Raw genomic sequence first — 22,023 nt, forward strand, 5'->3', positions numbered from 1 at the left:
GTTGTGTACTCTGAACCCTTCTACCATCAGTCAGGCTAGAAGAACTTGCTAACATACCTCCTGCGCCGTTTACTCTTGATGATCCCCACGCTGCTGGGGATCACCATTGTCGTGTTTACCGTCATGGCACTTTCCCCCGGTGGCATTACCGCGCAATCGCTGGTTGGCGGTGCGAATATGAACCCGCAGGAAAAAGCCGCGCTGACCGCCTATTACAACCAGCGCTACGGCCTCGATCAACCCGCGCCGCTCCAGTATGTACGCTGGCTCAACAATGTTTCCCCCATCGGTTTTACCCAAGATGCGGAAGGCGCATTCACTGGCTTTTCCTTCACCAAGGGCATGGATTTGGGCAATAGCTTTATGTATGGGCGACCGGTCAGCGAGATTCTGGCGGAACGCATTCCCATCACCTTGCTGCTCAATCTGGTGACCTTGCCGTTGATTTACGTGATTGCGATTGTGATCGGGGTGAAAGCGGCGACGGATAGGGGCGGGCGTTTTGATATTGCCTCCGGCGTGTCGATGCTGGCTTTGTGGTCGATTCCGACCATGTTAGCCGGGGTGTTATTGCTGGGCTTTTTTGCCAATACCCAATATTTTCAGTGGTTTCCGACGGCGGGGATTTCCAGTCGTGCCGCGCAAGACATGCCGTTTTTGCCGCATATGCTAGGGGGTGAATTTGTCCCCGGTTACTTGCTCGATCGCCTCTGGCATTTGGTGTTGCCGGTCATTTGTTTGTCTTACGCCGGGTTTGCGGGGTTGGCAAAACTCACGCGCACTTCGGTGTTGGAAAATCTGCAAGCCGATTATGCCCGTACCGCCCGTGCCAAAGGCTTAGCGGAAGAGGATGTACTGTGGAAACACGTGTTCCGCAATAGCCTGTTGCCGTTGATTACCGTTTCTGCCGGATTATTGCCGAGTTTATTGGCGGGTTCGCTCATCGTGGAAAACATTTTCAGTATCAATGGCATGGGGCAATTGGCAGTCGAGGCGGTGAAAGGGCGTGACCGCGAATTGGTGCTGTCGATTACCTGGATCAGCGGCTTTTTGACCCTGATCGGTTATTTGATTGCGGATTTTTGTTACACGTTGGTCGATCCGAGGGTGTCGTATGACTGAAATAAGCGCACAGGCGGTCAGCCGCGAATCGTTTTCCCGACGTATTTGGCTCAAAACCTTGCAAGGTGTCGGGGTGAAATTCGGCTTGGCGTGGGTGGGGGTGTTGATTTTCATGGGGGTGTTTGCGCCGTTTTTGGCAAACTCCATGCCTTTGCTGATGAGCAAAGACGGAGTGTTGTCTGCGCCGGTATTGGCGTATTTGACGGCGGAAGATGCCTTGGTGCTGGCGATGTTTGCTCTGGCGCTGCTGTTGGCGTGGTTGCCATTGAGTGGCGGTAGGCGAATAATGTTTTTCATCGTGGGAACTTTGCTGGCAGCGTTATTGGCAAACTGGCTGGTAAAACCGCCTGCGGTGAAAATTTACGACGAATTCCGCACCCCCGCGTACACCGACGTCGATTGGCGGATTATGCCGCCTGTGCCTTACGCGCCCACCGATTACTTGCGTGATTACCCCGAACACGGTTTGGAAGCGCCCTTGGCGGCAACTGAGCGGTTTCATCTGATGGGGACAGAGGAAAATGGTGCGGATGTGTTCAGCCGCATGATTCATGCCTCGCGGATTGCGTTGAGCATTGGGTTGATTGCGACCGGCATTGCGCTGGTAATCGGGGTGATTCTGGGCGGGCTGATGGGTTATTTTTCCGGCGTGGTGGATATGCTGGGAATGCGTCTGGTGGAAATTTTCGAGGCGATTCCCACGCTGTTTTTGCTGCTGACGTTTGTGGCGTTTTTTGGGCGCAGTTTGTACATGATGATGATTATTATCGGTCTTACCAGTTGGTCAGGGTATGCGCGTTATGTGCGTGCCGAATTCCTTAAGTTGCGTAAGCAGGAGTATGTGCAAGCGGCGGTTGCCAGTGGTCTGCCCTTGACCTCTATTTTGTTCCGCCACATGTTGCCGAATGGGGTAGCGCCGTTGCTTGTAGCGGTGAGTTTTGGGGTGGCGTCGGCGATTTTGGCGGAAGCAACCTTGAGCTTTCTGGGGCTGGGTTTGGTCGGTGAGCCGTCATGGGGGCAAATGTTGGATCAGGCGGTGAAATCGTCCACCTTCAATTGGTGGATGGCGGCATTCCCCGGTGGCGCGATTTTCTTCACGGTGTTTGCGTACAATCTGATTGGGGAGGCGTTCCGCGATGCGATTGATCCGAAATTATCGCGCAATGCTGGGGTAGGCTCATGAGTCAGACCTTGCTTGACATCCGCCACTTACGCACTTACCTGAAGAGTGACGGGCGCACCGTGAAAGCGGTCGATGATGTGAGTTTTAGCATCCCCAAGGGCGAAACCTTTTGTTTGGTCGGAGAATCAGGCAGCGGCAAGTCGATTACGGCGTTGTCGGTGATGCGCTTATTGCCGCAGGATATTGCTTCGCACCCCGGCGGCGAAATCCTGTTTAACGGGCAAGATATTCTTACCCAACCCGAAACGGCATTGCAGCACATTCGCGGTTCGCAAATTGCGATGATTTTCCAAGAGCCGATGACTTCGCTTAACCCTGTATTTTCGGTGGGCGAACAGATTACCGAAGCCTTGCAATTGCATCACCCGTCGATGAGCGATGCGGATGCGATAGAACGGGCAATGTTAGCGCTGGAACAGGTGCAAATCCCCAAAGCACGCGAACGTTTCCGCGACTTTCCGCACCAATTATCCGGCGGGCAACGCCAACGGGTGATGATTGCAATGGCGTTGGCGTGCGAACCGGAATTGCTGATTGCTGACGAACCGACCACCGCGCTGGATGTGACCGTACAGGCTGAAATTTTGCGCCTGCTGCGCCAACTGCAAGATGATAGCGGCATGAGCACGCTGTTTATCACCCACGATTTCGGTGTGGTCGCACAAATGGCGCAACAAGTCGGCGTCATGCAACAAGGGCGTTTGGTGGAGGTTGGTAGTACGGCGCAAGTATTACGCCAGCCGCAACACGCTTACACGCGGCAATTGCTCGCGGCAGTGCCGGAGAATTTGGCTCGCCGCCGATCCAGTAGCTCGGACTTTAGTCCGACAGTAAAATCCGATCTACCGCTGCTTTCCATCCGCCACCTAAACGTCTGGTTTCCCATCAAAAAAGGCATTCTGCGCCGCACGGTTGACCATGTACGCGCCGTCGATGATGTGTCCCTCGACATTCCGCAAGGGCAAATCGTGGCACTGGTGGGTGAGTCCGGTTGCGGCAAAACCACCTTGGGGCGGGCGGTATTACAATTAGAAAAGCCCACTTCCGGCAGTATTCAGCTTCACGGGCAGGAATTGGTCGGCTTATCGGCGCGGGAATTACGCCCCTTGCGCCCGAAAATGCAGATTGCCTTCCAAGACCCGCAATCGTCGCTGAATCCGCGTTTGCTGATCGAAACCACCTTAACCGAGCCGCTGAAAGCCCACAGCATCGGCGCAAACCATGAGGAACGCATCGAACGTGCCGCGCAGATTCTGGAGGATATGCAGCTTCCGCGTGACACGCTGTGGCGTTACCCGCACGAATTTTCCGGCGGGCAAAGGCAGCGGATCGGTTTGGCGCGTGCTTTGGTATTGAACCCCGAATTCATCGTCTGTGATGAAATTACCAGCGCATTGGATGTATCGGTGCAAGCGGAAATCTTGCAATTGCTGCTAAAAATCCGTGAGGAACATAACCTGACCTTGCTGTTTATTACGCACAATATTGGGGTGGTAGAGTACTTAAGTGATCAAACGGTGGTGATGTACAAAGGCAAAATTGTGGAGCGGGGGACTACCGCTGCGGTATGCGGTAATCCCCAAGAAGCGTACACACAGAAGCTGTTGCAGGCTGTGCCACGCTTGCTTACTTGATGGGGATCAATCCTTCTTCCAGAACTTCTCGCCGCAATCCTGACACCAGAATTTGTGCTGGCGAGTCAGCAGCTTTTCATACCAAGTGCGCCGCACTGCCATCACGTAAGAACTTTTGCAACTGGGGCAACCGATGCGGCTGTGTTTCAACCAATCAAAATGGTGCTTTTGCGAAAACGGACGCGGTGGGGATGTAACCACCAACGCTTTGGATGTACTTAACATAACACAAGCCCTTTAACACTCAGAATAATATTCATACAGTGTTAAGGTAAGGTAAGTTTAGCCATAGATGAAATCAATTATTTTGATTATAGATAAGTTTTAGGTATCCACATTACTTAATCGCATCGTCGCTTTGCCACAAATAGCGTCCGACCGCTAACCATGAGCCAATAACGCCTAACACGCTGCTGGCAAGCAGAATTTTCAGGGTCATCACAACATCAATGCCACTGAGGATAAACGTGCTGCCATACAAACTGGCAAGTTTAGTGACCGGCTCGACCAAAAATAACAGCGCGACGTGGACAATCACCAAGCTCAGAACGCCGCCAAACAACCCCAGCCAAACACCGTTATAAATGAACGGGCGGCGGATATAAGCATTGGTCGCGCCGATCAATTGCGTGACGCGGATTTCTTCCTTGCGGTTCTCAATGTCGAGACGGATAGTGTTGCCGACCACCAGCAACACGGTTAGCCCCAGCAACACCGATACCACTAGCACGATGCGTTCGGCAATGCGCAAAATCCCGCGCAGGCGCTGCACCCATTCTACGTCAATTTGCACATCGTCAACTTCGGGGTAAGCTTTGAGCTTTTTAGACAAACCCGCCACATCCATTTCTAAATCGCCGAGCAGACTGAGGCGCGGCGTCAGAATCAGCACATGTGGCAGGGGGTTTTCGTCCAGCGTTTCCAAGGTTTGCGCAAAGCCAGTGATTTTGCGGAAATCGGCCAGCGCTTCTTCGCGTGTCACCACGCGCACATTGTCGATTTCTGGCAATTCAGACAGCAATTCCGCGCGGTCTTTGGCTTGCTGCTCGACAACGGCGGGTTTGAGGAAGAGTGTAATCGTGGGAACTTCGCGCTTATCCGCCGTCAAGGTTTGCATGTTTTTCAGGAGTAAATGCAAACTGGTGGGCAAGGATAGCGCAATCGCAATCGCCGCCAGCGTGATCCAGGTCGATACCGGGTTGAACCACAAGCGTTCCATGCTGAAATGGATGGCACTGGATTGCTGATTCCACCAAGCGCTCAACGGATTAGCGCTGGAGGCGGCATTGCGTTTCGGGGGCGTTTTCTTATTACTGGGGTTCGCCATTAGTCCACCTTTTGTAAGACGATGGTGCGTTTTTTCATGCGTTCCACCAGTGCATGGTCGTGGCTGGCAATCATCACTGTGGCACCGAGTTCGTTGAATTGCGCAAAGGTAAACATAATGTCTTGCGCGAGTTCCGGGTCGAGGTTGCCGGTGGGTTCGTCCGCCAGAATAATGGTGGGTTTATTGACCATCGCGCGGGCAATACCCACCCGCTGTTTTTCCCCGGCGGAAAGCATCAGTGGAAAGGTGGTATCGCGCCCGGTTAGCCCGACTTTATCCAACGCGGCTTGCACGCGGCGGCGGGTTTCGCTTTGCCCCATGCCAGCAATGCGCAAGGGCAGGGCGATATTGTCGAATACGCTGCGGTCGTACAATAAGTGCGGGTCTTGGAAAATGAACCCAATGCGGCGGCGGTAGTTGGGGATTTGGCTACGCCCTAATTTGCTCAAGGAACGCCCACCAATCAGCACCTCGCCTTTGCTGGGGCGTTCAAGCATCGCGACCAGTTTCAATAAGGTACTTTTGCCTGCGCCGGAATGCCCGGTGATGAACACCATTTCACCGGCCTCCAGCGTCAGGTTGATATTGTAAAGGGCAAGCTGCCCCGTGGGGTATTTCTTACTAACCTGTTTGAATTCAATCATGTGGCTCAGTCGTTTCCGGCGAGCAGGGCGCTGGTGAATTCATACGCATCAAATTCTTGCAAGTCGTCGATGCTTTCACCCACGCCAATAAAGCGTACCGGAATGTTAAGTTGTTGGGCAATCGCGAACAGAATCCCGCCTTTGGCAGTTCCGTCCAGTTTTGTGACGGTGATTCCCGTCAGCCCCAATGCTTCGTTGAATTGTTTGGCTTGTACCAAAGCATTTTGACCAATGCTGGCATCCACAATCAGCATGATTTCATGCGGTGCAGTGCCGTCGAATTTCTGAATAACCCGTTTGACCTTTTTCAGCTCATCCATCAAATTGGTTTGAGTGTGCAAGCGTCCGGCAGTATCCGCCAGCAACACGTCGATTTTACGCGCTTTGGCGGCTTGAAACGCATCGAAAATCACCGAGGCAGAATCCGCGCCACTGCCTTGCGCAATCACCGGAATATTATTGCGTTCGCCCCAAATGGTGAGCTGTTCGACGGCGGCGGCGCGGAAGGTATCACCCGCTGCTAACATCACCGATTTGCCGTCTTGCTGGAATTTTTTCGCCAGTTTGCCAATGGTGGTTGTTTTGCCCGCGCCATTGATGCCGACCATGAGTAACACAAAGGGCTGGTGTGAGCCGTCGATTTCCAAGGGTTGCGCGGCAGGGCGCAGAATGCGGTGCATTTTATTGTAGAGCGCTTGCATTAGCGCATCCATATCCGCAAGTTCCGCCCGTTTGACGCGGCTGGTGAGGTCGCTCATGATTTCGCGGGTTGCTTCCATGCCAACGTCGGCGGTGAGTAAGCGCGTTTCCAGCTCCTCCAGCACATCGTCGTCGATTTGCTTTTTGCCCACTACCAACGTTTCCATTCCCTCGGTAAGGGCATGGCTGGTTTTGGACAAACCGCGTTTTAACCGTGCAAATAAACCTTCCGCCGGGGCAGGGGCTTGCGGAACTACCGTAGTGGCATCAGGTAATTCCGGCTTTTTTTTCTTTCCGAATCCAAACATCGTACAATGACCGTCCAGCTTTATTATCGTCAGGTGCGAGAATGCGAAGAATACTACCATTTGCCAGACAAAACCGTAATATCAAAACAATTCTAGCGGTTTCCGTCATATTTTCAGGTTTTTTTACAGCCCCTGCGCCCGCCATCGAGCGTGTAAAAGTGCAAGTACCCGTCCACGAATACAAGCTGGATAACGGTTTGAAGGTGCTGGTGAAACAGGATAAGCGTGCGCCGATTGCGGTGGTTCAATTGTGGTACAAAGTGGGTTCGAGTTACGAACACAACGGCTCGACCGGCTTATCGCACGTGGTCGAACACATGATGTTTAAGGGGACGCAAAAATACCCAACAGGCGAATTCAACCGCATCATTGCGGAAAATGGCGCGGAAGATAATGCCTTCACCGGGCAAGATTACACCGCTTACTACCAAGTGATTGCCGCCGATCGGTTGGAAGTCGCGTTTGAATTGGAATCGGATCGGGTGCGCAACCTTACCTTGCCGCCCGCCGAATTCAAAAAAGAAATCGAAGTGGTCAAAGAAGAGCGCCGCTGGCGTACCGAAGACAAGCCTACGTCCTTGACCCGCGAACAATTCGAGGCGGTGGCTTTCCTCAACAGTCCGTACAAAAATCCGGTCATCGGTTGGATGGCGGATTTGGATGCCATGCAAGTCGAAGACCTGCGGGCATGGTATGAACGCTGGTATGCGCCTAACAATGCCACGCTGGTCGTCGTCGGTGATGTCGAGCCAGAAAAAGTGCTAGAACTGGCAAAAAAATATTACGGCTCACTCAAACCGACGGAGAACATTCCCCCGCCCAAGCCGCAAACCGAAGTTGAGCAAAAAGGCGTGCGCACGATCAAAGTCAAAGCGCCTGCTGAACTGCCGTACATTATGATGGGTTACAAAGTCCCCGGCATGATCAATGCCAAGGAAAAATGGGAGCCGTATGCGCTGGAAATGTTAGCCAGTATTTTGGATGGCGGTAACAGTTCACGTTTATCCAAAGAGCTGATTCGCGGCAAAGAAATTGCCTCCAGCGCCAGTGCTTGGTACAGCGGGTTTGGGCGTTTGCCGGATTTATTCAGCTTGAGCGGAATGCCGACCAAGGGCGAAAAACTTGAAACGGTGAAAGCCGCCTTGCTGGAACAGGTGGAAAAACTCCGCAACGAGCCGGTGACTGCCGACGAATTGGCACGGGCCAAAGCCCAAGTGATTGCCAGCGAAATCTACGAGCGCGATTCCCAACAAAATCAGGCGAATGTGTTAGGTACTTTGGAAACCGTGGGCTTGGGTTACAAGCTGGCGGATGAATACGTGGACAACATTCTGGCGATTACCCCAGAGCAAATTCAGGCAGTTGCGAAAAAATACCTGATCGAAGATTCACTGACGATTGCGGAACTTGACCCGCAGCCCATTGACCCGAATAAGCCGAAAAACACGCGCAGCTTTGTGAGATAACTGATGTTAAAAACTATTATTGTAGCGCCGTTGGTGCTGTTATTTGCCCTGTTTACTGCGCAGGTATCCGCCGCCCCGAAAATTGAACATTGGACAACTGTCAATGGCTTGCGGGTGTATTACGTCCCCGCGCCGGAATTACCGATGTTGGATATGCGCCTGATTTTTGCTGCCGGTAGCGCCCGTGATGGTGCAAAACCGGGCTTGGCAATGTTGACCAATGCCATGTTGGATAAAGGCGCGGCGGGTTTGAGTGAAGATCAACTCGCCGAGCAGTTTGAAGCCATTGGCGCGGTGTTTTCTTCCAGTACCTCCAACGACATGGGCTGGGCAGGCTTGCGCACCATTACCTTGGAAAAAGAGCAGCAAGCGGCGCTGGAGCTGTGGTTAAAAGTGGTGTCGAAACCCGATTTCCCGCAAAAGGATTTCGAGCGGGTGCAAAAGTTGGCGTTGGTGGATTTGCAAGGTGAAAAACAAGATCCTGCCAGTCTTGGTGGCAAAGCATTTTACCAAGCGCTCTACGGCGATCACCCGTATGGGCAGCCCGAAAACGGCACGGAAGCCAGCGTGCAAGCCTTGAAAGTTGACGATTTAAAAGCGTTTTACCAACAGCATTACGTGGCGAAAAACGGTCTGCTGGCGATTGTCGGCGCGGTAGACCGTGCGCAAGCCGAAGCGTTAGCGGAAAAGGTGTCGGGGGCGTTGCCGGTGGGTGAAGCCGCTGCCGCGTTGCCTGAGGTTAAACCGTTGACTGAAGCGAAAACGGTGAAGATTCCTTACCCTTCCACGCAGGCGCACATTTTGGTGGGGCAGGTCGGTAATAAGCGTGGTGATGAAGACTTTTTCACCTTGTACATGGGCAATCAGGTGTTGGGGGGCAGTGGTTTTACCTCGCGTTTGATGAAGGAAATCCGCAATGATCGGGGCTTGAGTTACAGCGTATACAGCTATTTTGCGCCTTCAGCACAACTTGGGGTGTTCCAAGTGGGCTTGCAAACCAAGTTGGAGCAAACCGACGAGGCATTAAAAGTGGTGCGCGATGTATTGGGTAAATTCCAGCAAGACGGCCCGACGGCTGAAGAGTTGGAAGCTTCCAAAAAAGACGTGAGTGGCGGTTTCCCGTTGCGTACCGCCAATAATAGCCAGATTGTGGAATACATCGGCATGATCGGTTTTTACCAATTGCCGTTGGATTATTTGGATACCTTTACTACTAAGGTGAATGCGTTGACGCGCGAACAAATTACCGAGGCGTTTACGCGCCGTGTCCAGCCCGATAAAATGGTGACAGTGATTGTGGGCGGTGATGAAAAATAATCTTTTGCGCATTATTGGGGGCGAATGGCGCAGCCGCCAGTTGCGCTTTGCCGATGTTCCCGGTTTACGCCCAACCCCGGATCGGGTGCGCGAAACCTTGTTCAATTGGCTGCAACTGCAAATACCGGGGGCGCGTTGCCTCGACTTGTTTGCAGGCAGTGGTGCCTTGGGTTTGGAGGCGTTGTCACGCGGGGCGAGTGAGGTGGTGATGGTGGAAAAACACCCCGCTGCTGCCAAAGCCTTGCGTGACAATATTGCCTTGTTGGGGGCGCAACACGCGCAGTTGGTACACGATGATGCCTTGCGGTTTCTGCAACGGGAAACGGAAGGGTTTGAGGTGATTTTCCTTGACCCGCCGTTTCGCAAAAACTTGTTGGAACCCGTGCTGGATACCTTGTTGGCGAAATCCCTGTTGAAACCGGGGGCCATGATCTATCTGGAACACGAGTCTGATGCCACGATTGACTTCAGCCGTTTCAACTTAAACATCCATCGCGAAACCCAAGCGGGGCAGGTAAAAAGTTTCTTGCTAATTTAATCATATTTGTTCAGCAAAGATTCAGGTTCTGACCTAGACTTTTTATTGTTAAGTGAGGGAGATGTCGTAAGTCAATTAGGGGAAGTATTAGGTTTTTCCCCTTGCCTTACAGGTATCAAGGTTGTGTGGTGTTGAGTGGAGGATGTCCAGATGTCTGGTATTATCATGCAAGGATTTGCAGTTCTGTTGGTGTGTGCTTCGGTTGGTTGTAGTGCGGTGTCTGAATCTTCTCAAGCCGAATCGACGAAAGCGGTCAGTGTGGCGCAAATTCCGGTGGTACAGCAGCAGCCAGCGGTGAGTTTGCTGGATAAAGTCGTGTGGAATGCGCAAAAGCAGCAAGGCAAAATGTACCGCTGGGGTGGCACTAGCCCGGTGACGGGTTTTGATTGCAGCGGCTTGACGCAATACGCTTTCAAAAACGGTGCTCGCGTGGCTATTCCGCGTACTGCTGCTCAGCAATATGCTGCCGCTGTCAAAGTATCCCAAGCGCAAAGTCAGAAAGGCGATTTGGTGTTTTTTAATACCAGCGGCAGGCGTGTGAGCCACGTGGGTATTTATTTGGGCAATGACAAATTTGTCCACGCACCACGGAAAGGCAGGGCGATTGCTACCGATGAACTCAAAGGTTATTGGTCGCAGCGTTTGATTGGGTTTGGGCGCATTCCCGGCGCATGTAAACCCAGTTATTCCTAAGCGTGTAGCGCGGCGTGACCATTGCCCGCCGTGCTTGAGTTAATTTACAAGCCGATCAACTCGGCGTGATAACCACGATGCTGTACAGCATGGAGAATTTCACCGGAATATACCTGTTCGGGGTCATAATCAATCACCATTAAATGGCGAGCGCGTTCGTTAACGCAAGCAGAACGGATACCGGGAGCGAAAGAGAGGTCGTATTCCAATTGATGAATTTCAGTGTCGGAAAGTTCTTCGTCAATGTGCATGACGACGGCTACGTCGTAAGATTTCATAAGCCACCTCGCTTGGATGTCAAGCCAACACAGTAAAAACGTGCTTGCGAAATGTCAAAAACTACCACTTTTTATGTTTAATTAGCCTGTATCATGCAGAGCTTGCTTGGAAGCATTGGTTTGAGCTGGCTTGAATGTTGCATAATGCGCATTTTAACCACCAGCAATCATGGAGATAATAATGGGTAGGGTACATTTCATTGGCGGCGAAAAAGGCGGCGTTGGCAAATCGTTGACCGCACGTCTGTTGGCACAATATTTCATCGACAACGCCACACCGTTTACAGGTTTCGATTCCGATCAATCACACGGCACATTTTCCCGCTTTTACAAGGACTTCTCTTCACCGCTGCGGGTGGATGATTACGAAAGTCTGGATAATATTATCACCATCGCTGAAACCTTGCCGGAACATGACCTCATTATCGACCTTGCGGCGCAAACCTCGGCACGCTTGGGGCAGTGGATGGCGGAAAGTGACGTACTCGGCATTTTCACCGAAATGGGGCATAAGGTATTTATCTGGCATGTGATGGATGATGGCGCAGATGCCATGAGCTTGCTGGACAAAACGTTGGATAGCTACCCACAGCAAGACGTTCAGTTCATTGTGGTGCAAAACATGGGGCGTGGTGAAAACTTCGAGGCATTCGAGCGCTCGCCAATTTTCCAGAAAGCGCAACAACGCAATGCGTATTGCATGACACTGGGCAAATTGCACGCCAAATTGGTGCAGAAAGTGGATTTCAACGACCTCAGTTTTTGGGCAGCAGCGAATAACCGTGACCTAATGAACACGCCGGAACGCCAGCGGCTGCGGGTATGGTTAGACAATGCTTACACGCAATTCGACCACTTCCTCAAACACGACGATTAAGCCCAACGTCCGATAAACAATTTCCTGCGAATGGCTGCATTGTCTGAGAAATTTCAGCACTTAGCCCGGTGGGTTAGAGGCAAAACGCTTGGCTTCGTGCTGATGGAGCGCTGTTTGCAAGCTTGGGTTTGCACCGTACTGCTGTTCCCAGTGTTGCAACCAATGGCGGGTGCTGAGATTGGCAGGCCAGCCGTGTGCGGCGGAACAGGCGTCCAATGTTTGGCGCACGCTTGATGCATCGGCGTTTTGTTGTAAGGCTTGCTGGACTTGCCGCTTGCTACGCCAACGGCGCAGGCGGCGGTAGGTGAAGTATCCGGCGGTGCGTAACCCCAGCAATAGCAAGAGTCCGCCGCTAATGGCGAGTATCACCCGCCATGCCCACGCCAAAACCCACGGAGTCGGGGGCGCGTATTGTTGCCGTTCCAAGCGTCCGGTTTCGGGGTCAAACCAATGCCATTGCAAAGTCGGTAAATCCAATTTGCCGCTGCTTTGTGCCTTCAATGGAATACGATAATTCAACGTTTGTAGGGGCGGTTCATGAACCGCCCCTACGGTTGCTGGGAAAACCTCGACGCCTTGGGTGGTCTGTATTTGTTTGAGAATCGGTGGAAATTGCGCTGTGCTTACCGCGTCGCTGTGCAAACGGATGTGCCAATACGCGAGATGATCCGGTTGCAACCAGCCGCTGGGTTCAATGCGGGATTCGATTTGCACCTTACCGACGGGGATGGTTGGCGGCAAATAGGGTGGTAAAGCTTGCACGTCTAGCGTTTGCAAGGGCGGTTGCCATTGCGCCGCATCGCGTCCGTTGAGGTTATAGCGGATGGCGGGAAGTTGAATCGTTTGTTTGCCGGGTGTGTGCGCAGACAATTGCCAAATCAGGCGCAGGATACGTTTGCCATCAGGACTTGCTTCATTAGTGGCAGGCAGGGCTTGCACATCGACACCTTCAATGCGCGGCAAGCTGGCTTCGAGTATGGCGAAACGGTCGGTGGATTGCACTTCTACGGTCAACGTGGTGCGTTCGCGTTGCCAAACTTGCGCGTCTTCGAGTTGAATTGTCCACGGTAAATCAGCGGCTACCACGGCAGGACTCCCGGTAATTCGTTGGGTTGGGTTTGCGGGGCGGGGTAGCCTTCTTCGACTTCAAACAAACGTTTCCATAGAGTAGCGGGGTCGTCATCAAGTTGTTGCAAGGCAATGCGGGCATCATCGAGTGATTGTTGGCTTTTGCGCCATGTTTGCGGGTCGGTTGCGCCGGTTTCGGTCAAGCGTGCCATGCCTTTGTCGACCAGTTTGTCGAAATCTGGGGGTAAGTCGGGCGGTGGAGTATTGACGGGTGCGTCTTTGCCTTCGCCCAACGTCAGGGTGCTGGCTTGATCCCAGTCGAGGGTATTGGTGTTGCGTTCGCGGCGTGCGCCAGTGCTGGCGTTGTCGGCGGCGGCGCGTTGTCCAGCTTCGCGGCGGCGTTCGAGTTCGGCTTGGATTTCGATGGCAAGGTCGAGGTTTTGTTGGGTGGTTGGGTGGTTGGGGCGATAGGTTAGGGCATCGCGGAATACTTGCGCGGCGGCGGAGTAATTGCCTTGTTGGAAATAGCTGTTGCCGAGGTTGTGTAGGGCGCGGGCGCGTTCGGTGTCATTGGTGGCGGCGAATACGGCGGCGGTGAAGTGTTGGATGGCGGTGTCGTAGTGTTCGGCGCGGTAGGCTTCGATGCCGTTGCGTAGGTTCGTTTCATCCGCTTGGACGCTACACGTCAACAGCAGTAGTAGCGCAAACAGCTTATGCTTCATTTTTTCTTCCTCTTATTGCCAGCCATGCACACACCATCCCCAGTAACAACGTCCACACATACAACTCCTGCCATTGTTGCGTATCGTTGGTAGTGGCAGGAAACGCCTGTGCAATCCCGTTGGTGTACAGCGTTTGCCAATCGCTGGCATCGTCTTTCACTGCGCTGTAGCTTCCCGCCGCTTGTGCGGTCAGGTTTTGCAGCAAGGCGCTGTCGAGGCGCGAACGTACCGCTTGCCCAGCGTGTTCCAGCCATTTGCCGCCGGGGAGTGGGATGGCTTCGCCATCTTCTGTGCCAACGCCAAGGCTGTACAGTGGAATGCCAGCCGTTTGCAGGGTTTGCACACGGGTTTGCAAGGCGGAGTATTTGTCGGCGGGAATATCGCCATCGGTAATCCACAGCACGGCAGCGGGTAATGCTTGTTCACGCGCTGCAAGTTCTTGCTGGGCGAAGCCGAGCGCGGCGGCGTGGTCGGTGCCGTGCGTCGGCAACACCAGCGTTTCCAGATGTTGCAGGTAAAAGCGCACGGCGTTGGCATCGTTGGTCAGCGGTGCGAACAGGTGCGGACGTGCGCCATACACCACGATGCCGACGCGGCTACCTTGGACAAGGCTGAGGAATTCGTGCAATTCCAGCGCGGCACGTTGCAGGCGGTTGGGGGCAAGGTCGGTGACTTGCATGGAGCGCGAAATATCCAGCACCACCAGCACGTCGAATTGGGCGGGGCGCAGGTCATCGGGTTGGGTTTGCGGAATGCGCGGCCCGGCAAGGCTGATGGCGAATAGTAGCCATATAATCGCCCACAGTGTTTGCGGTGAGAGCCATTTGCGCCAACCGTGTTGGCTGGCGGTCACTTGTACCCACGGCAATAAATGCGGGTCGGCGTAGGTTTGCGCTTGGCGGCGTTGCTGGAAATAGCCCCATGCCGCCAGCAGCAGCGGGAACAGTGCCAGCAATAGCCATAAGGGTTCGCGCCAATGCAGGGTTTGCCATAAGTTCATGCGTTTGCCCTCCGTTGCCAGAGTTGCCACAGCATTAGCGGCAATAAGCCAGCGAGTAGCAGCCAGTGGTACAGCGGTTGCTGTTCGTAGCGCTGGGTTTGTTCGGCGGCGTTTTGGTGTTGGCGGGTAATGTCGGCAAGGGCTTGTTCGACGGCTTGTGTGTCTCCGGCTTGGTAGGTTTTTGCGCCAGTGCGTTCCGATAAGGTTTGTAACAGGGCGAGGTTGACGGGTTGGTAGGCTAATCCGCCGGTGCCGCCTGTCATTGTCGCAGCGGTTGAGCCGATGGCGATAGTGTAGAGCGGAATGTTGCTTGCGGCGGCGAGGGCGGCGGCGGCTTCGGGGTCTACGCGCCCGATGGATTCGTCGGCATCGGTGAAGAGTACGAAAATGGGTTTGCGTTGTGGCTGTTTGCTGGCTTCTTTGAGTGCGAGGGTGATGGCATCGCCGACGGCACTGACGCGCCCCGCCAGCGTTGGGGTTAGGCGTTGTAGTTGGCGTTGTACTAGTGTCGGGTCGCGGGTCAGCGGTACAAGCAGGTAGGGGTTTTCGGCGAACACGATCATGCCGAGGCGTTCGCCCTGCAAGCGGTTGGCGAAATCGTGCAGCAGGGTTTTGAGGACTTCCATGCGGCTGCGTTTTTGCCCGCCGAGGGTGTAGTCGGTTAGGGTCATGCTGATGGATACGTCTACCAGTAGCAGGATGTCGCGTTCGGGAGGGAGATCGGGGAGTTTTGCGCCGCGTTGCACGGGTTGGGCGATGGCTAGGGTTAGGCAGAGCCATAGCCAGAGGAAGATGGCGCGTTGGAGGTGGCGTTGCCATTGGGGGATTTTGGTAGTGGGTAATAGGTGCGCTAGGGGGTGAAGAAAGACCCCCTTCCCCGTGTTGTTCCCTTCGACTTCGCTCAGGGAACGGTTGGTGCGTTGGCTGAGCGTAGTCGAAGCCAACCATAACACCACAGGTATTAACGCCAGATACGTGGTAAGCCAGTCGATGTTCATCGGGCTTGCTCCAACAGGGTGCGGGCTTCGCGTTTGAGGGTGGCGAAGGTTTCGGGCGTGCAAGGCGTTGGGGCAAAGCGGGTGTGGTCGAGAGCGGCAGGGGAGGTAAGCCCTGCTTCGCGCAAAATGCTTGCCAGTTTCGCCGGATTGGGGGGTGAATTGGGCAAGCGTTCAAGCTGACGCAAAGCCCGCGCCACGGGGTGTTGCCATTTGCGCCACCACACCAATCCTGCAAGCAACAACAACAGCACAACCAACGCCAGCAGCCACCACACATCATCCGGCAAGGGTACAGGAGGAAGTTCTAAATCGTGCAGGACGGGCGAATTCATGCGGATGGTTTACCCCGCCCCTGTTCAAGAATTTGCTGGGCTGCCCGCAAGCCGGACAGGTACGCACCGTGGACGCTGCTGAAATGTTTGCGCTCGGTAGCTTCTCCGGCAAAAAACAGCGTATTGCCCAGACGTTCTGCCAAATGGTCACGCATGGCAGGCGTTGAACCCACGCTATTGAAGGAATACGCGCCCTGCGCATACGGGTCAGTATTCCAGCGGGTAATCTGGTAATCAAGCGGTTCAGGGATGTTAGCCCCGAACAGTTTGCGCAATGTTTGCATGGCATCAGCGACGATTTGTTTGTCCGTCCACTGCTCGATGCGCTTGCCGCGCTTTGCCGCATTGAAGCCTAACAGCACCGGCCAACCTGCTACCCGCGTCAGGCTAACCCATTCTGCCCATGCGCCCGCTTCGGTGGGAATGTATTCCAGCCAGTCCTGATCCTCCGGCCAGAAAACGTTGGGGAATTGCAGGTAGCACTTGTTTAACGTCCCCATTCCCAGCGTATTAATGGCTTGTTGTTTGCGGGCAGGCAACGGCGGCGAAAAGGCGATCTGCCTACTTTTCAACACGCCCAGCGGTAAGGTGATAACGGCGTGATCGGCTTGAAACGCACCCCGGTTGGTTTGCACCGTCACCTGTTGTTCTGACCATGTGACTGTTTTCACGACGTGTTGCAACTGCACATTCAGCCCCTTCGCCAGATGATCGACGATGATTTGGTAGCCATCCGGGAACAGCGCATCATCGCCCTTGAATGCGGCGGCTGCATCATGCCAGTAGGCGGAAAGCTCATGGATGCTGCCTGCATACTCTTGCTCCAAGGTACTGTTGAGGATGAATTGCACGAGTTGGCGTTCGCTTGCCTTCAGGCTATTCCAGCCCAGTGCTGTTTCGACAGCGGCTTGAACGGATTGATCGGTGTCGGCGGCTTGCGCGGCGTCCAATGCGCTGTCGATACGCGCTTGCCATTGTTCCAACTGGCGGTTTTCGCTGTTGTTCAGGGGTTTGCCAGCGGTGTTGTAGGTGGTGGTGTTTGCGTAACGGGTGATCAAACGTTTTGCGCCGATGCGGTCAGCCAAAGCGGATAAGGGGTTGTCTTTTGCGCCGTGAATCCACGTTGCGCCGAGGTCTACGGGCATGTGTTGCCAGCGTTTGCTTGTCCACAAACGCCCGCCCAGTCGGTCACGCGCTTCCACAACGGTCACGGAATGCCCTTGCTGGCGCAGGGTTTGTGCGGCAGTGAGACCGGCGATGCCTGCACCGACGACGACAATGCGTTTGGCGGGGGTAGCAGACAGGGGCGCAATGGTGCTGCTTGCTAACAGACCAGCGATTAGGTGTAAGAATTTTCTTCGGCTCATGTTCCTATTCCATGCGGTAGTGGTATTGTCAATTCTGGCGCATCCACCTCTGTGAGGAGTTGTGTGTAATGGCATCCCCAGCCACGTAAACGTTGCGCTTGCCCATCATGCAATGCCGCTGCTTGCTGGCGGAATTGTTCGCGCAACACGGGATCAGCCAGATTGACGTGGTGGGTAACGCCATCCAACCCTTGCAGGTTTAAACGTCCGGTAGCGGGTAATTCGCATTCGGCAGTGTCCAGCACTTGCACTGTGAACAGCGGGTGATGATTGAGGAGTTGCAGGATATGCGCCTCACAAGCTGCGTCGAGGTCGGCGAAATCGCTCAGCAAATAGACGTGTGTACCACGTACCGATTGCGCATTGATAAGGGGCAAAATGCTTGCCAAGGCAGGTTCAGCCGTCGGCGGTAACGATGGGCAAGTTCCTGCGCACTGGCGCACGAACTCCCACGCGGCATGGGTGTCGGCGGAGGCTGGAAACCAGTGCGGGTGCGCTTCCAACACGACACCGGAGACTGCCCAGCCTTGTTGCGTGGCGGCGAAAGCGACCAGCGCCGCAACGCGGGCGGCTTGTGCGGCTTTGAGGCGTACCCGCGTGCCGAAGCGCATGGCTTTGCGCCGATCCAGCAGGATGAAAACGGCGGGGCGGCGCTCTTCGCGGAATTGTTTGACGTGCGGTTTGCCGGTGCGAGCGGTGATGCTCCAGTGCATAAAGCGCGGTTCATCGCCGGGTTGGTAGGGGCGGCTTTCGGCGTAATCCAGCCCAGCACCGCGATAACGCGAGGCTACGTCACCCGCTTGACGTTGTTCCAGCAGGTTTTGCAGGGAACTATCGGCGGCAGCACTGCGGGCGCGTTGGTACAATGCTTGTAATTCCGTTTCGGTGAGCAGTTGGTTATTGCCCGTGGTGGCATGACGGCGGCGTTTGCTAGTGATGTCGCTGATGTCCGACATTGCATCCTCCTTGGGCGGTTAAATAGAGAAAGTCTGTTATTGGCTACTTTTGGGTTAGACCAAACCCTTGCCCCGCAAGCGGCTCATAAACGCCGGACGGCGACTGTACTGATTCGCCAGCGCAATCAACTTAGGTTGAAATACTGGCAATGTCTGGTCGCGTTCCGCCAGTTCGCGCAAATCACTCAAATGGCGAACCGCTTGTTCATAGCTTTTGGCATTGCCCTCACTAATCAGATTGTCGATCTCGTGCCATACACGATTTTCCCGCTGCTTCAGTTCATCAAGGTACTGCTGGCGTTTCTGTGCATCGGCTTGGCGTTTGGCTTCGGCTTTGATAGCAGCTTGACGCTGGGCTTCGCGATCAGCCGCCTCTTTACGCGCATCATAAGTGGTTTGCATATCCACAAATCGGCGGCGCGGTGGTTGAGGTTGGGTTGTTCCCGTTTGTGTTGGAGTCTGAAACAAGGTTTGCAACCGCCGGTTTAGGTGCGTAGCGAGGTTGGATTCATGACGACACAAACGCGCCAGAAAATCGTTTTTTTCTGCATCGGGGAGTTGCGTTACCCATGCTTCCGGCTGAAAAGCAGTCTGCTGGAGCGGCGGGCTATTGTCAGCAGCAATGTTGATCATGATCTCATCCACTCCAAACAACGCCGCAAAGCGTTGCTGGGCATGAGAAAGTTCAGCCAACCCCGCTGGAACGACGAGTTCAAGCGTTTCATCATCCGCCTCTCTTTCTGCTGCTTTTAGCCATGCCAAATACAACACGCGGAAATCTCCCTGCAAGAGTTCATCCCGTAATGACAGCATTTCGTCTAATAATTCCTCACCTTCCAACCAGTCGCCATCCGGCTCTTCTTCGCTAAAATGCAGGTCGATGATGACGTATTCACCGTGTTGGTGATGGTCTATTTCGTCAGAAATAAAATAATCACGCACTTCGGACACATTAAACAATGCCTTGGGCAGCCTGAACATTAAGCGATGCGCTCCCCAATTGGCGACGTACAACATCATGTCAAAGGTTTCACGCATGAGCTGGGTCACATTGCCCCGAAAATCGCCGTAGTGGTAAACGAATTCGGCACGTTGCGAACTCACCTGCGCACGGCTGGACAAACTGGCAACATTTGCCCTCTGTTCAGCGGTTAACGATTGGTCAATCGCTCGAAAATCATAATATTGGTATTCACTCATGCACTTACTCCTTATCGTTTGACTATACCACTACGCGAAACTCTCACGGAATCGTCACGCCCGCCAACACCTTACGCACCACCGCATTCGCATCCACACCCGCCGCCCGTGCCGCATACCCCAACACTAACCGATGTCGCAATACATCCGGCGCAATCTCCAAAATATCATCCGGCACGACGTATTCCCTGCCACGCAAATATGCCAAGGCACTGCTGGCTCGCAGTAACGCAATCGACGCACGCGGCGATGCTCCGACCTGCAAATACTCTGCCCACGCCGCATCAAACTGCCCCAAATCGCGTGTAGCCCCGACCAGCGCAACAATGTACCGCTCCAGTTCCGGCGCAACATGCACCTCGGCAACTTCCCGCCGTGCCTGCAATACCTGTTGCGGGTGCAAAGGTGAATGCAGCACGGGTTTATCCGCGCCGTAATGCCGCGCCCGGTCGCGTTGCAAGATCAGCAATTCGTCGTCAGCCGAGGGGTATTGCAGCACGACGTGGAGCAAAAAGCGGTCAAGTTGCGCTTCGGGCAAAGGGTACGTGCCGCTTTGTTCCAGCGGGTTTTGCGTCGCCATCACGATGAAGAGTTCGGGCAAGGGGCGGGTCACGCCGCCGACGGTGATCTGGTGTTCCTGCATGGCTTCGAGCAGCGCGGATTGCACTTTGGGCGGAGCGCGGTTGATCTCATCCGCCAGCACGATTTCGTGGAATAACGGCCCCGGTATGAAGCGGAATGTGCCGTGTTGCGGCTCGAAAATATCCGTGCCGGTCAAATCCCCCGGCATCAAATCCGGGGTGAACTGGATGCGTTGGAAACTGGCGTGGACACCGCTGGCGAGCGTGGTGACGGCGGTGGTTTTCGCCAGACCGGGCAGGCTTTCCAGCAGGATGTGCCCGCCCGTGAGCAGTGCAATCATTAGGCGGTCGAGCAGGGCGGATTGCCCCACGATCACTTGTTCGAGGTGGGAGCGCAGTTGCAGGAATTCGGTTTGGGTTTGCACGGGTTACTCCTTGGTGAATGCCAGCGCAACCCATGCGCCGGAGAGCAGCATTGCTACCCCGACCAGCCAGAAGGTTACGTCCAAGCCTTGCGCCCATTGTGCCAGCAAGCCCATGCTCAGCGCACCTACCGCGTACCCGAAGTCGCGCCAGAAACGGTATACACCCAGCAAGGTGCTGCGTTGCGCGGGTGGGCTGACATCGGCAACTGCCGCACCCAGCGTGGGGTAAAGCATTGCCATGCCGAAACCGATTAGCCCTGCTTCCAACGTCCACAGCCATACCGTGTGGGTGAGTACCAGCAACAATACGCCGATACCGCATAGCCACATGCCGCCAACGATCAAAGGTTTGCGCCCAAATCGGTCGGAGGCAGGGCCGGTGATGAGTTGGCTTGCGCCCCATACCAGCGCGTAGATGCCGATGATGGAACTGGCTTGTACGAGGGTTAGGTTTTGCGAGACGAACCAGACGGGGAGGATGATCCAGACCAGTGCATCGGTGAATTTTTCTACCAATCCGGCTTGGTTTAGGGCTAATAGATTGCGGTTTTGCCAACTGGCGTAGAGGAAGGCTTGACCTAGTGAGGGTTGTAAAGCCGTTCCCTGAGCGGAGTCGAAGGGAACATGAGCCAACGCCCACGGTCGCGTTTCCTTCACCACAAGAACCGCCAACACCAAACCCAACACAATCACCGTTGAACCAAACATAAACAAGCCCAGTCGTGCGCCGTACACTTCCACCAACCACGCCGTAACGACACCCGCCAGCGCAACCGCAGCATAACCGGAAAACTCATTCATGCCATTGACCAGCCCTTTCTGATTCAGATTGGTCATGTCGAGTTTGCTGTTCAAGGTCATCGACCAGCACAAGCCTTGGTTAATACCGAGCAGTGCGGTGGCAGCGACGACCCACCCCCAATTCGGCGCGTAAAGCAGCAGAAACGGAATCGGCAACGCCGCTATCCACCCCGTCACCAACACCCGCTTGCGCCCGAAACGGTCAGAAAACCGCCCAGCAAACAGGTTCATCACCGCTTTGACTGCACCGAATACCACCACAAACGTGGTCAGCAAAAAGAACTGTTGCCCACCCAACCCGAATTCCGTTTCCGCCAATCCGGGGACGACAGTGCGCGTCATGCCGATGGTCAAACCCACCAGAAACACCTGTAACAACTGGTGCAAGATTTGCGCGAGATTGGCGTGGATACCGTGCTGAAGCTGAGGCATGGAAAAAACCTGTGGTGGAAACACTTGCAGGATACGCATTGCCATGCAATCATTC

Annotated in this window: 23 protein-coding genes; 8 read left to right on the forward strand and 15 right to left on the reverse strand. The window is 54.4% G+C overall.

Going from position 1 to position 22,023, the window contains the following annotated elements:
- Positions 1-45 precede the first annotated feature (45 nt).
- Genes HMY34_RS14915 through HMY34_RS14925 form a run of 3 tightly spaced genes read left to right on the forward strand, consistent with a single transcriptional unit; the run spans position 46 to position 3,939 of the window.
- Positions 46-1,122: an ABC transporter permease gene (locus tag HMY34_RS14915; RefSeq protein ID WP_202716241.1), complete on the forward strand. Its 1,077-nt coding sequence runs from the start codon at positions 46-48 to the stop codon at positions 1,120-1,122.
- Positions 1,115-2,305: an ABC transporter permease gene (locus tag HMY34_RS14920; protein ID WP_202716242.1), complete on the forward strand. Its 1,191-nt coding sequence runs from the start codon at positions 1,115-1,117 to the stop codon at positions 2,303-2,305. Before HMY34_RS14915 ends, HMY34_RS14920 begins: the two co-directional genes overlap by 8 nt.
- A complete protein-coding gene (locus tag HMY34_RS14925) occupies positions 2,302-3,939 on the forward strand; it encodes an ABC transporter ATP-binding protein (protein WP_202716243.1) in 1,638 nt (545 codons plus the stop codon). The genes HMY34_RS14920 and HMY34_RS14925 overlap by 4 nt, the downstream gene beginning before the upstream one ends.
- A gap of 6 nt (positions 3,940-3,945) precedes the next feature.
- Here HMY34_RS14925 and HMY34_RS14930 read toward each other — a convergent pair whose 3' ends face one another.
- The 4 genes from HMY34_RS14930 to ftsY all read right to left on the reverse strand — a co-directional run bounded on the left by HMY34_RS14930 (position 3,946) and on the right by ftsY (position 6,917).
- Positions 3,946-4,164: a hypothetical protein gene (locus HMY34_RS14930; RefSeq protein ID WP_202716244.1), complete on the reverse strand. Its 219-nt coding sequence runs from the start codon at positions 4,162-4,164 to the stop codon at positions 3,946-3,948.
- Between the two features lie 112 nt (positions 4,165-4,276).
- Positions 4,277-5,266, reverse strand: a complete 990-nt coding sequence (gene ftsX, locus HMY34_RS14935) for a permease-like cell division protein FtsX (protein WP_202716245.1) — start codon at positions 5,264-5,266, stop codon at positions 4,277-4,279.
- Positions 5,266-5,910 (reverse strand): cell division ATP-binding protein FtsE, encoded by a 645-nt coding sequence (ftsE, locus tag HMY34_RS14940; RefSeq protein ID WP_202716246.1) that lies wholly within the window; start codon positions 5,908-5,910, stop codon positions 5,266-5,268. Before ftsE ends, ftsX begins: the two co-directional genes overlap by 1 nt.
- A gap of 5 nt (positions 5,911-5,915) precedes the next feature.
- Positions 5,916-6,917 carry a signal recognition particle-docking protein FtsY gene (gene ftsY / locus HMY34_RS14945; RefSeq protein WP_202716247.1) on the reverse strand — a complete coding sequence of 334 codons (1,002 nt, stop codon included), beginning with the start codon at positions 6,915-6,917 and terminating at the stop codon, positions 5,916-5,918.
- A gap of 158 nt (positions 6,918-7,075) precedes the next feature.
- Here ftsY and HMY34_RS14950 point away from each other — a divergent pair, with 158 nt between their 5' ends.
- The 4 genes from HMY34_RS14950 to HMY34_RS14965 all read left to right on the forward strand — a co-directional run bounded on the left by HMY34_RS14950 (position 7,076) and on the right by HMY34_RS14965 (position 10,931).
- Positions 7,076-8,383 carry a M16 family metallopeptidase gene (locus tag HMY34_RS14950; protein WP_228287875.1) on the forward strand — a complete coding sequence of 436 codons (1,308 nt, stop codon included), beginning with the start codon at positions 7,076-7,078 and terminating at the stop codon, positions 8,381-8,383.
- A 3-nt stretch (positions 8,384-8,386) separates the two neighbouring features.
- On the forward strand, positions 8,387-9,700 hold the full coding sequence (locus HMY34_RS14955) for a M16 family metallopeptidase (protein ID WP_202716249.1): 1,314 nt from the start codon (positions 8,387-8,389) through the stop codon (positions 9,698-9,700).
- A complete protein-coding gene (gene rsmD, locus HMY34_RS14960) occupies positions 9,690-10,238 on the forward strand; it encodes a 16S rRNA (guanine(966)-N(2))-methyltransferase RsmD (RefSeq protein WP_202716250.1) in 549 nt (182 codons plus the stop codon). The genes HMY34_RS14955 and rsmD overlap by 11 nt, the downstream gene beginning before the upstream one ends.
- Before the next feature lie 150 nt (positions 10,239-10,388).
- A complete protein-coding gene (locus HMY34_RS14965; protein ID WP_202716251.1) occupies positions 10,389-10,931 on the forward strand; it encodes a C40 family peptidase in 543 nt (180 codons plus the stop codon).
- A 44-nt stretch (positions 10,932-10,975) separates the two neighbouring features.
- Here HMY34_RS14965 and HMY34_RS14970 read toward each other — a convergent pair whose 3' ends face one another.
- Entirely contained in the window at positions 10,976-11,209 is a 234-nt protein-coding gene (locus HMY34_RS14970; protein ID WP_202716252.1) for a heavy-metal-associated domain-containing protein, read from the reverse strand.
- 181 nt (positions 11,210-11,390) lie between these two features.
- On the opposite strand from HMY34_RS14970, the gene HMY34_RS14975 reads away from it, so the two are divergent.
- Positions 11,391-12,086 carry a P-loop NTPase family protein gene (locus HMY34_RS14975; protein ID WP_202716253.1) on the forward strand — a complete coding sequence of 232 codons (696 nt, stop codon included), beginning with the start codon at positions 11,391-11,393 and terminating at the stop codon, positions 12,084-12,086.
- Positions 12,087-12,146: 60 nt separating this feature from the next.
- Here the strand turns inward: HMY34_RS14975 and HMY34_RS14980 are convergent, their stop codons facing one another.
- The 10 genes from HMY34_RS14980 to HMY34_RS15025 are packed head-to-tail and all read right to left on the reverse strand — an operon-like array spanning position 12,147 to position 22,013.
- Positions 12,147-13,172, reverse strand: a complete 1,026-nt coding sequence (locus tag HMY34_RS14980) for a BatD family protein (protein WP_202716254.1) — start codon at positions 13,170-13,172, stop codon at positions 12,147-12,149.
- Positions 13,166-13,876, reverse strand: coding sequence for a tetratricopeptide repeat protein (locus HMY34_RS14985; RefSeq protein ID WP_202716255.1), 711 nt, complete (start codon positions 13,874-13,876; stop codon positions 13,166-13,168). The genes HMY34_RS14980 and HMY34_RS14985 overlap by 7 nt, the downstream gene beginning before the upstream one ends.
- Complete coding sequence (locus HMY34_RS14990) at positions 13,866-14,876, reverse strand: vWA domain-containing protein (protein WP_202716256.1); 1,011 nt, start codon at positions 14,874-14,876, stop codon at positions 13,866-13,868. The genes HMY34_RS14985 and HMY34_RS14990 overlap by 11 nt, the downstream gene beginning before the upstream one ends.
- A complete protein-coding gene (locus HMY34_RS14995; RefSeq protein WP_202716257.1) occupies positions 14,873-15,874 on the reverse strand; it encodes a vWA domain-containing protein in 1,002 nt (333 codons plus the stop codon). The genes HMY34_RS14990 and HMY34_RS14995 overlap by 4 nt, the downstream gene beginning before the upstream one ends.
- Positions 15,871-16,206 (reverse strand): DUF4381 family protein, encoded by a 336-nt coding sequence (locus HMY34_RS15000; protein WP_202716258.1) that lies wholly within the window; start codon positions 16,204-16,206, stop codon positions 15,871-15,873. The genes HMY34_RS14995 and HMY34_RS15000 overlap by 4 nt, the downstream gene beginning before the upstream one ends.
- A complete protein-coding gene (locus HMY34_RS15005) occupies positions 16,203-17,573 on the reverse strand; it encodes a flavin monoamine oxidase family protein (protein WP_202716259.1) in 1,371 nt (456 codons plus the stop codon). Before HMY34_RS15005 ends, HMY34_RS15000 begins: the two co-directional genes overlap by 4 nt.
- Positions 17,570-18,529 carry a DUF58 domain-containing protein gene (locus HMY34_RS15010; RefSeq protein ID WP_202716260.1) on the reverse strand — a complete coding sequence of 320 codons (960 nt, stop codon included), beginning with the start codon at positions 18,527-18,529 and terminating at the stop codon, positions 17,570-17,572. Before HMY34_RS15010 ends, HMY34_RS15005 begins: the two co-directional genes overlap by 4 nt.
- 54 nt (positions 18,530-18,583) lie before the next feature.
- Entirely contained in the window at positions 18,584-19,729 is a 1,146-nt protein-coding gene (locus HMY34_RS15015; protein WP_202716261.1) for a hypothetical protein, read from the reverse strand.
- A 43-nt stretch (positions 19,730-19,772) separates the two neighbouring features.
- Positions 19,773-20,735 carry an AAA family ATPase gene (locus tag HMY34_RS15020; protein WP_228287876.1) on the reverse strand — a complete coding sequence of 321 codons (963 nt, stop codon included), beginning with the start codon at positions 20,733-20,735 and terminating at the stop codon, positions 19,773-19,775.
- A gap of 3 nt (positions 20,736-20,738) precedes the next feature.
- Complete coding sequence (locus HMY34_RS15025) at positions 20,739-22,013, reverse strand: MFS transporter (RefSeq protein ID WP_228287877.1); 1,275 nt, start codon at positions 22,011-22,013, stop codon at positions 20,739-20,741.
- Positions 22,014-22,023 lie beyond the last annotated feature (10 nt).

It is taken from the genome of Thiothrix subterranea (genome assembly GCF_016772315.1).
Lineage (GTDB): Bacteria > Pseudomonadota > Gammaproteobacteria > Thiotrichales > Thiotrichaceae > Thiothrix > Thiothrix subterranea.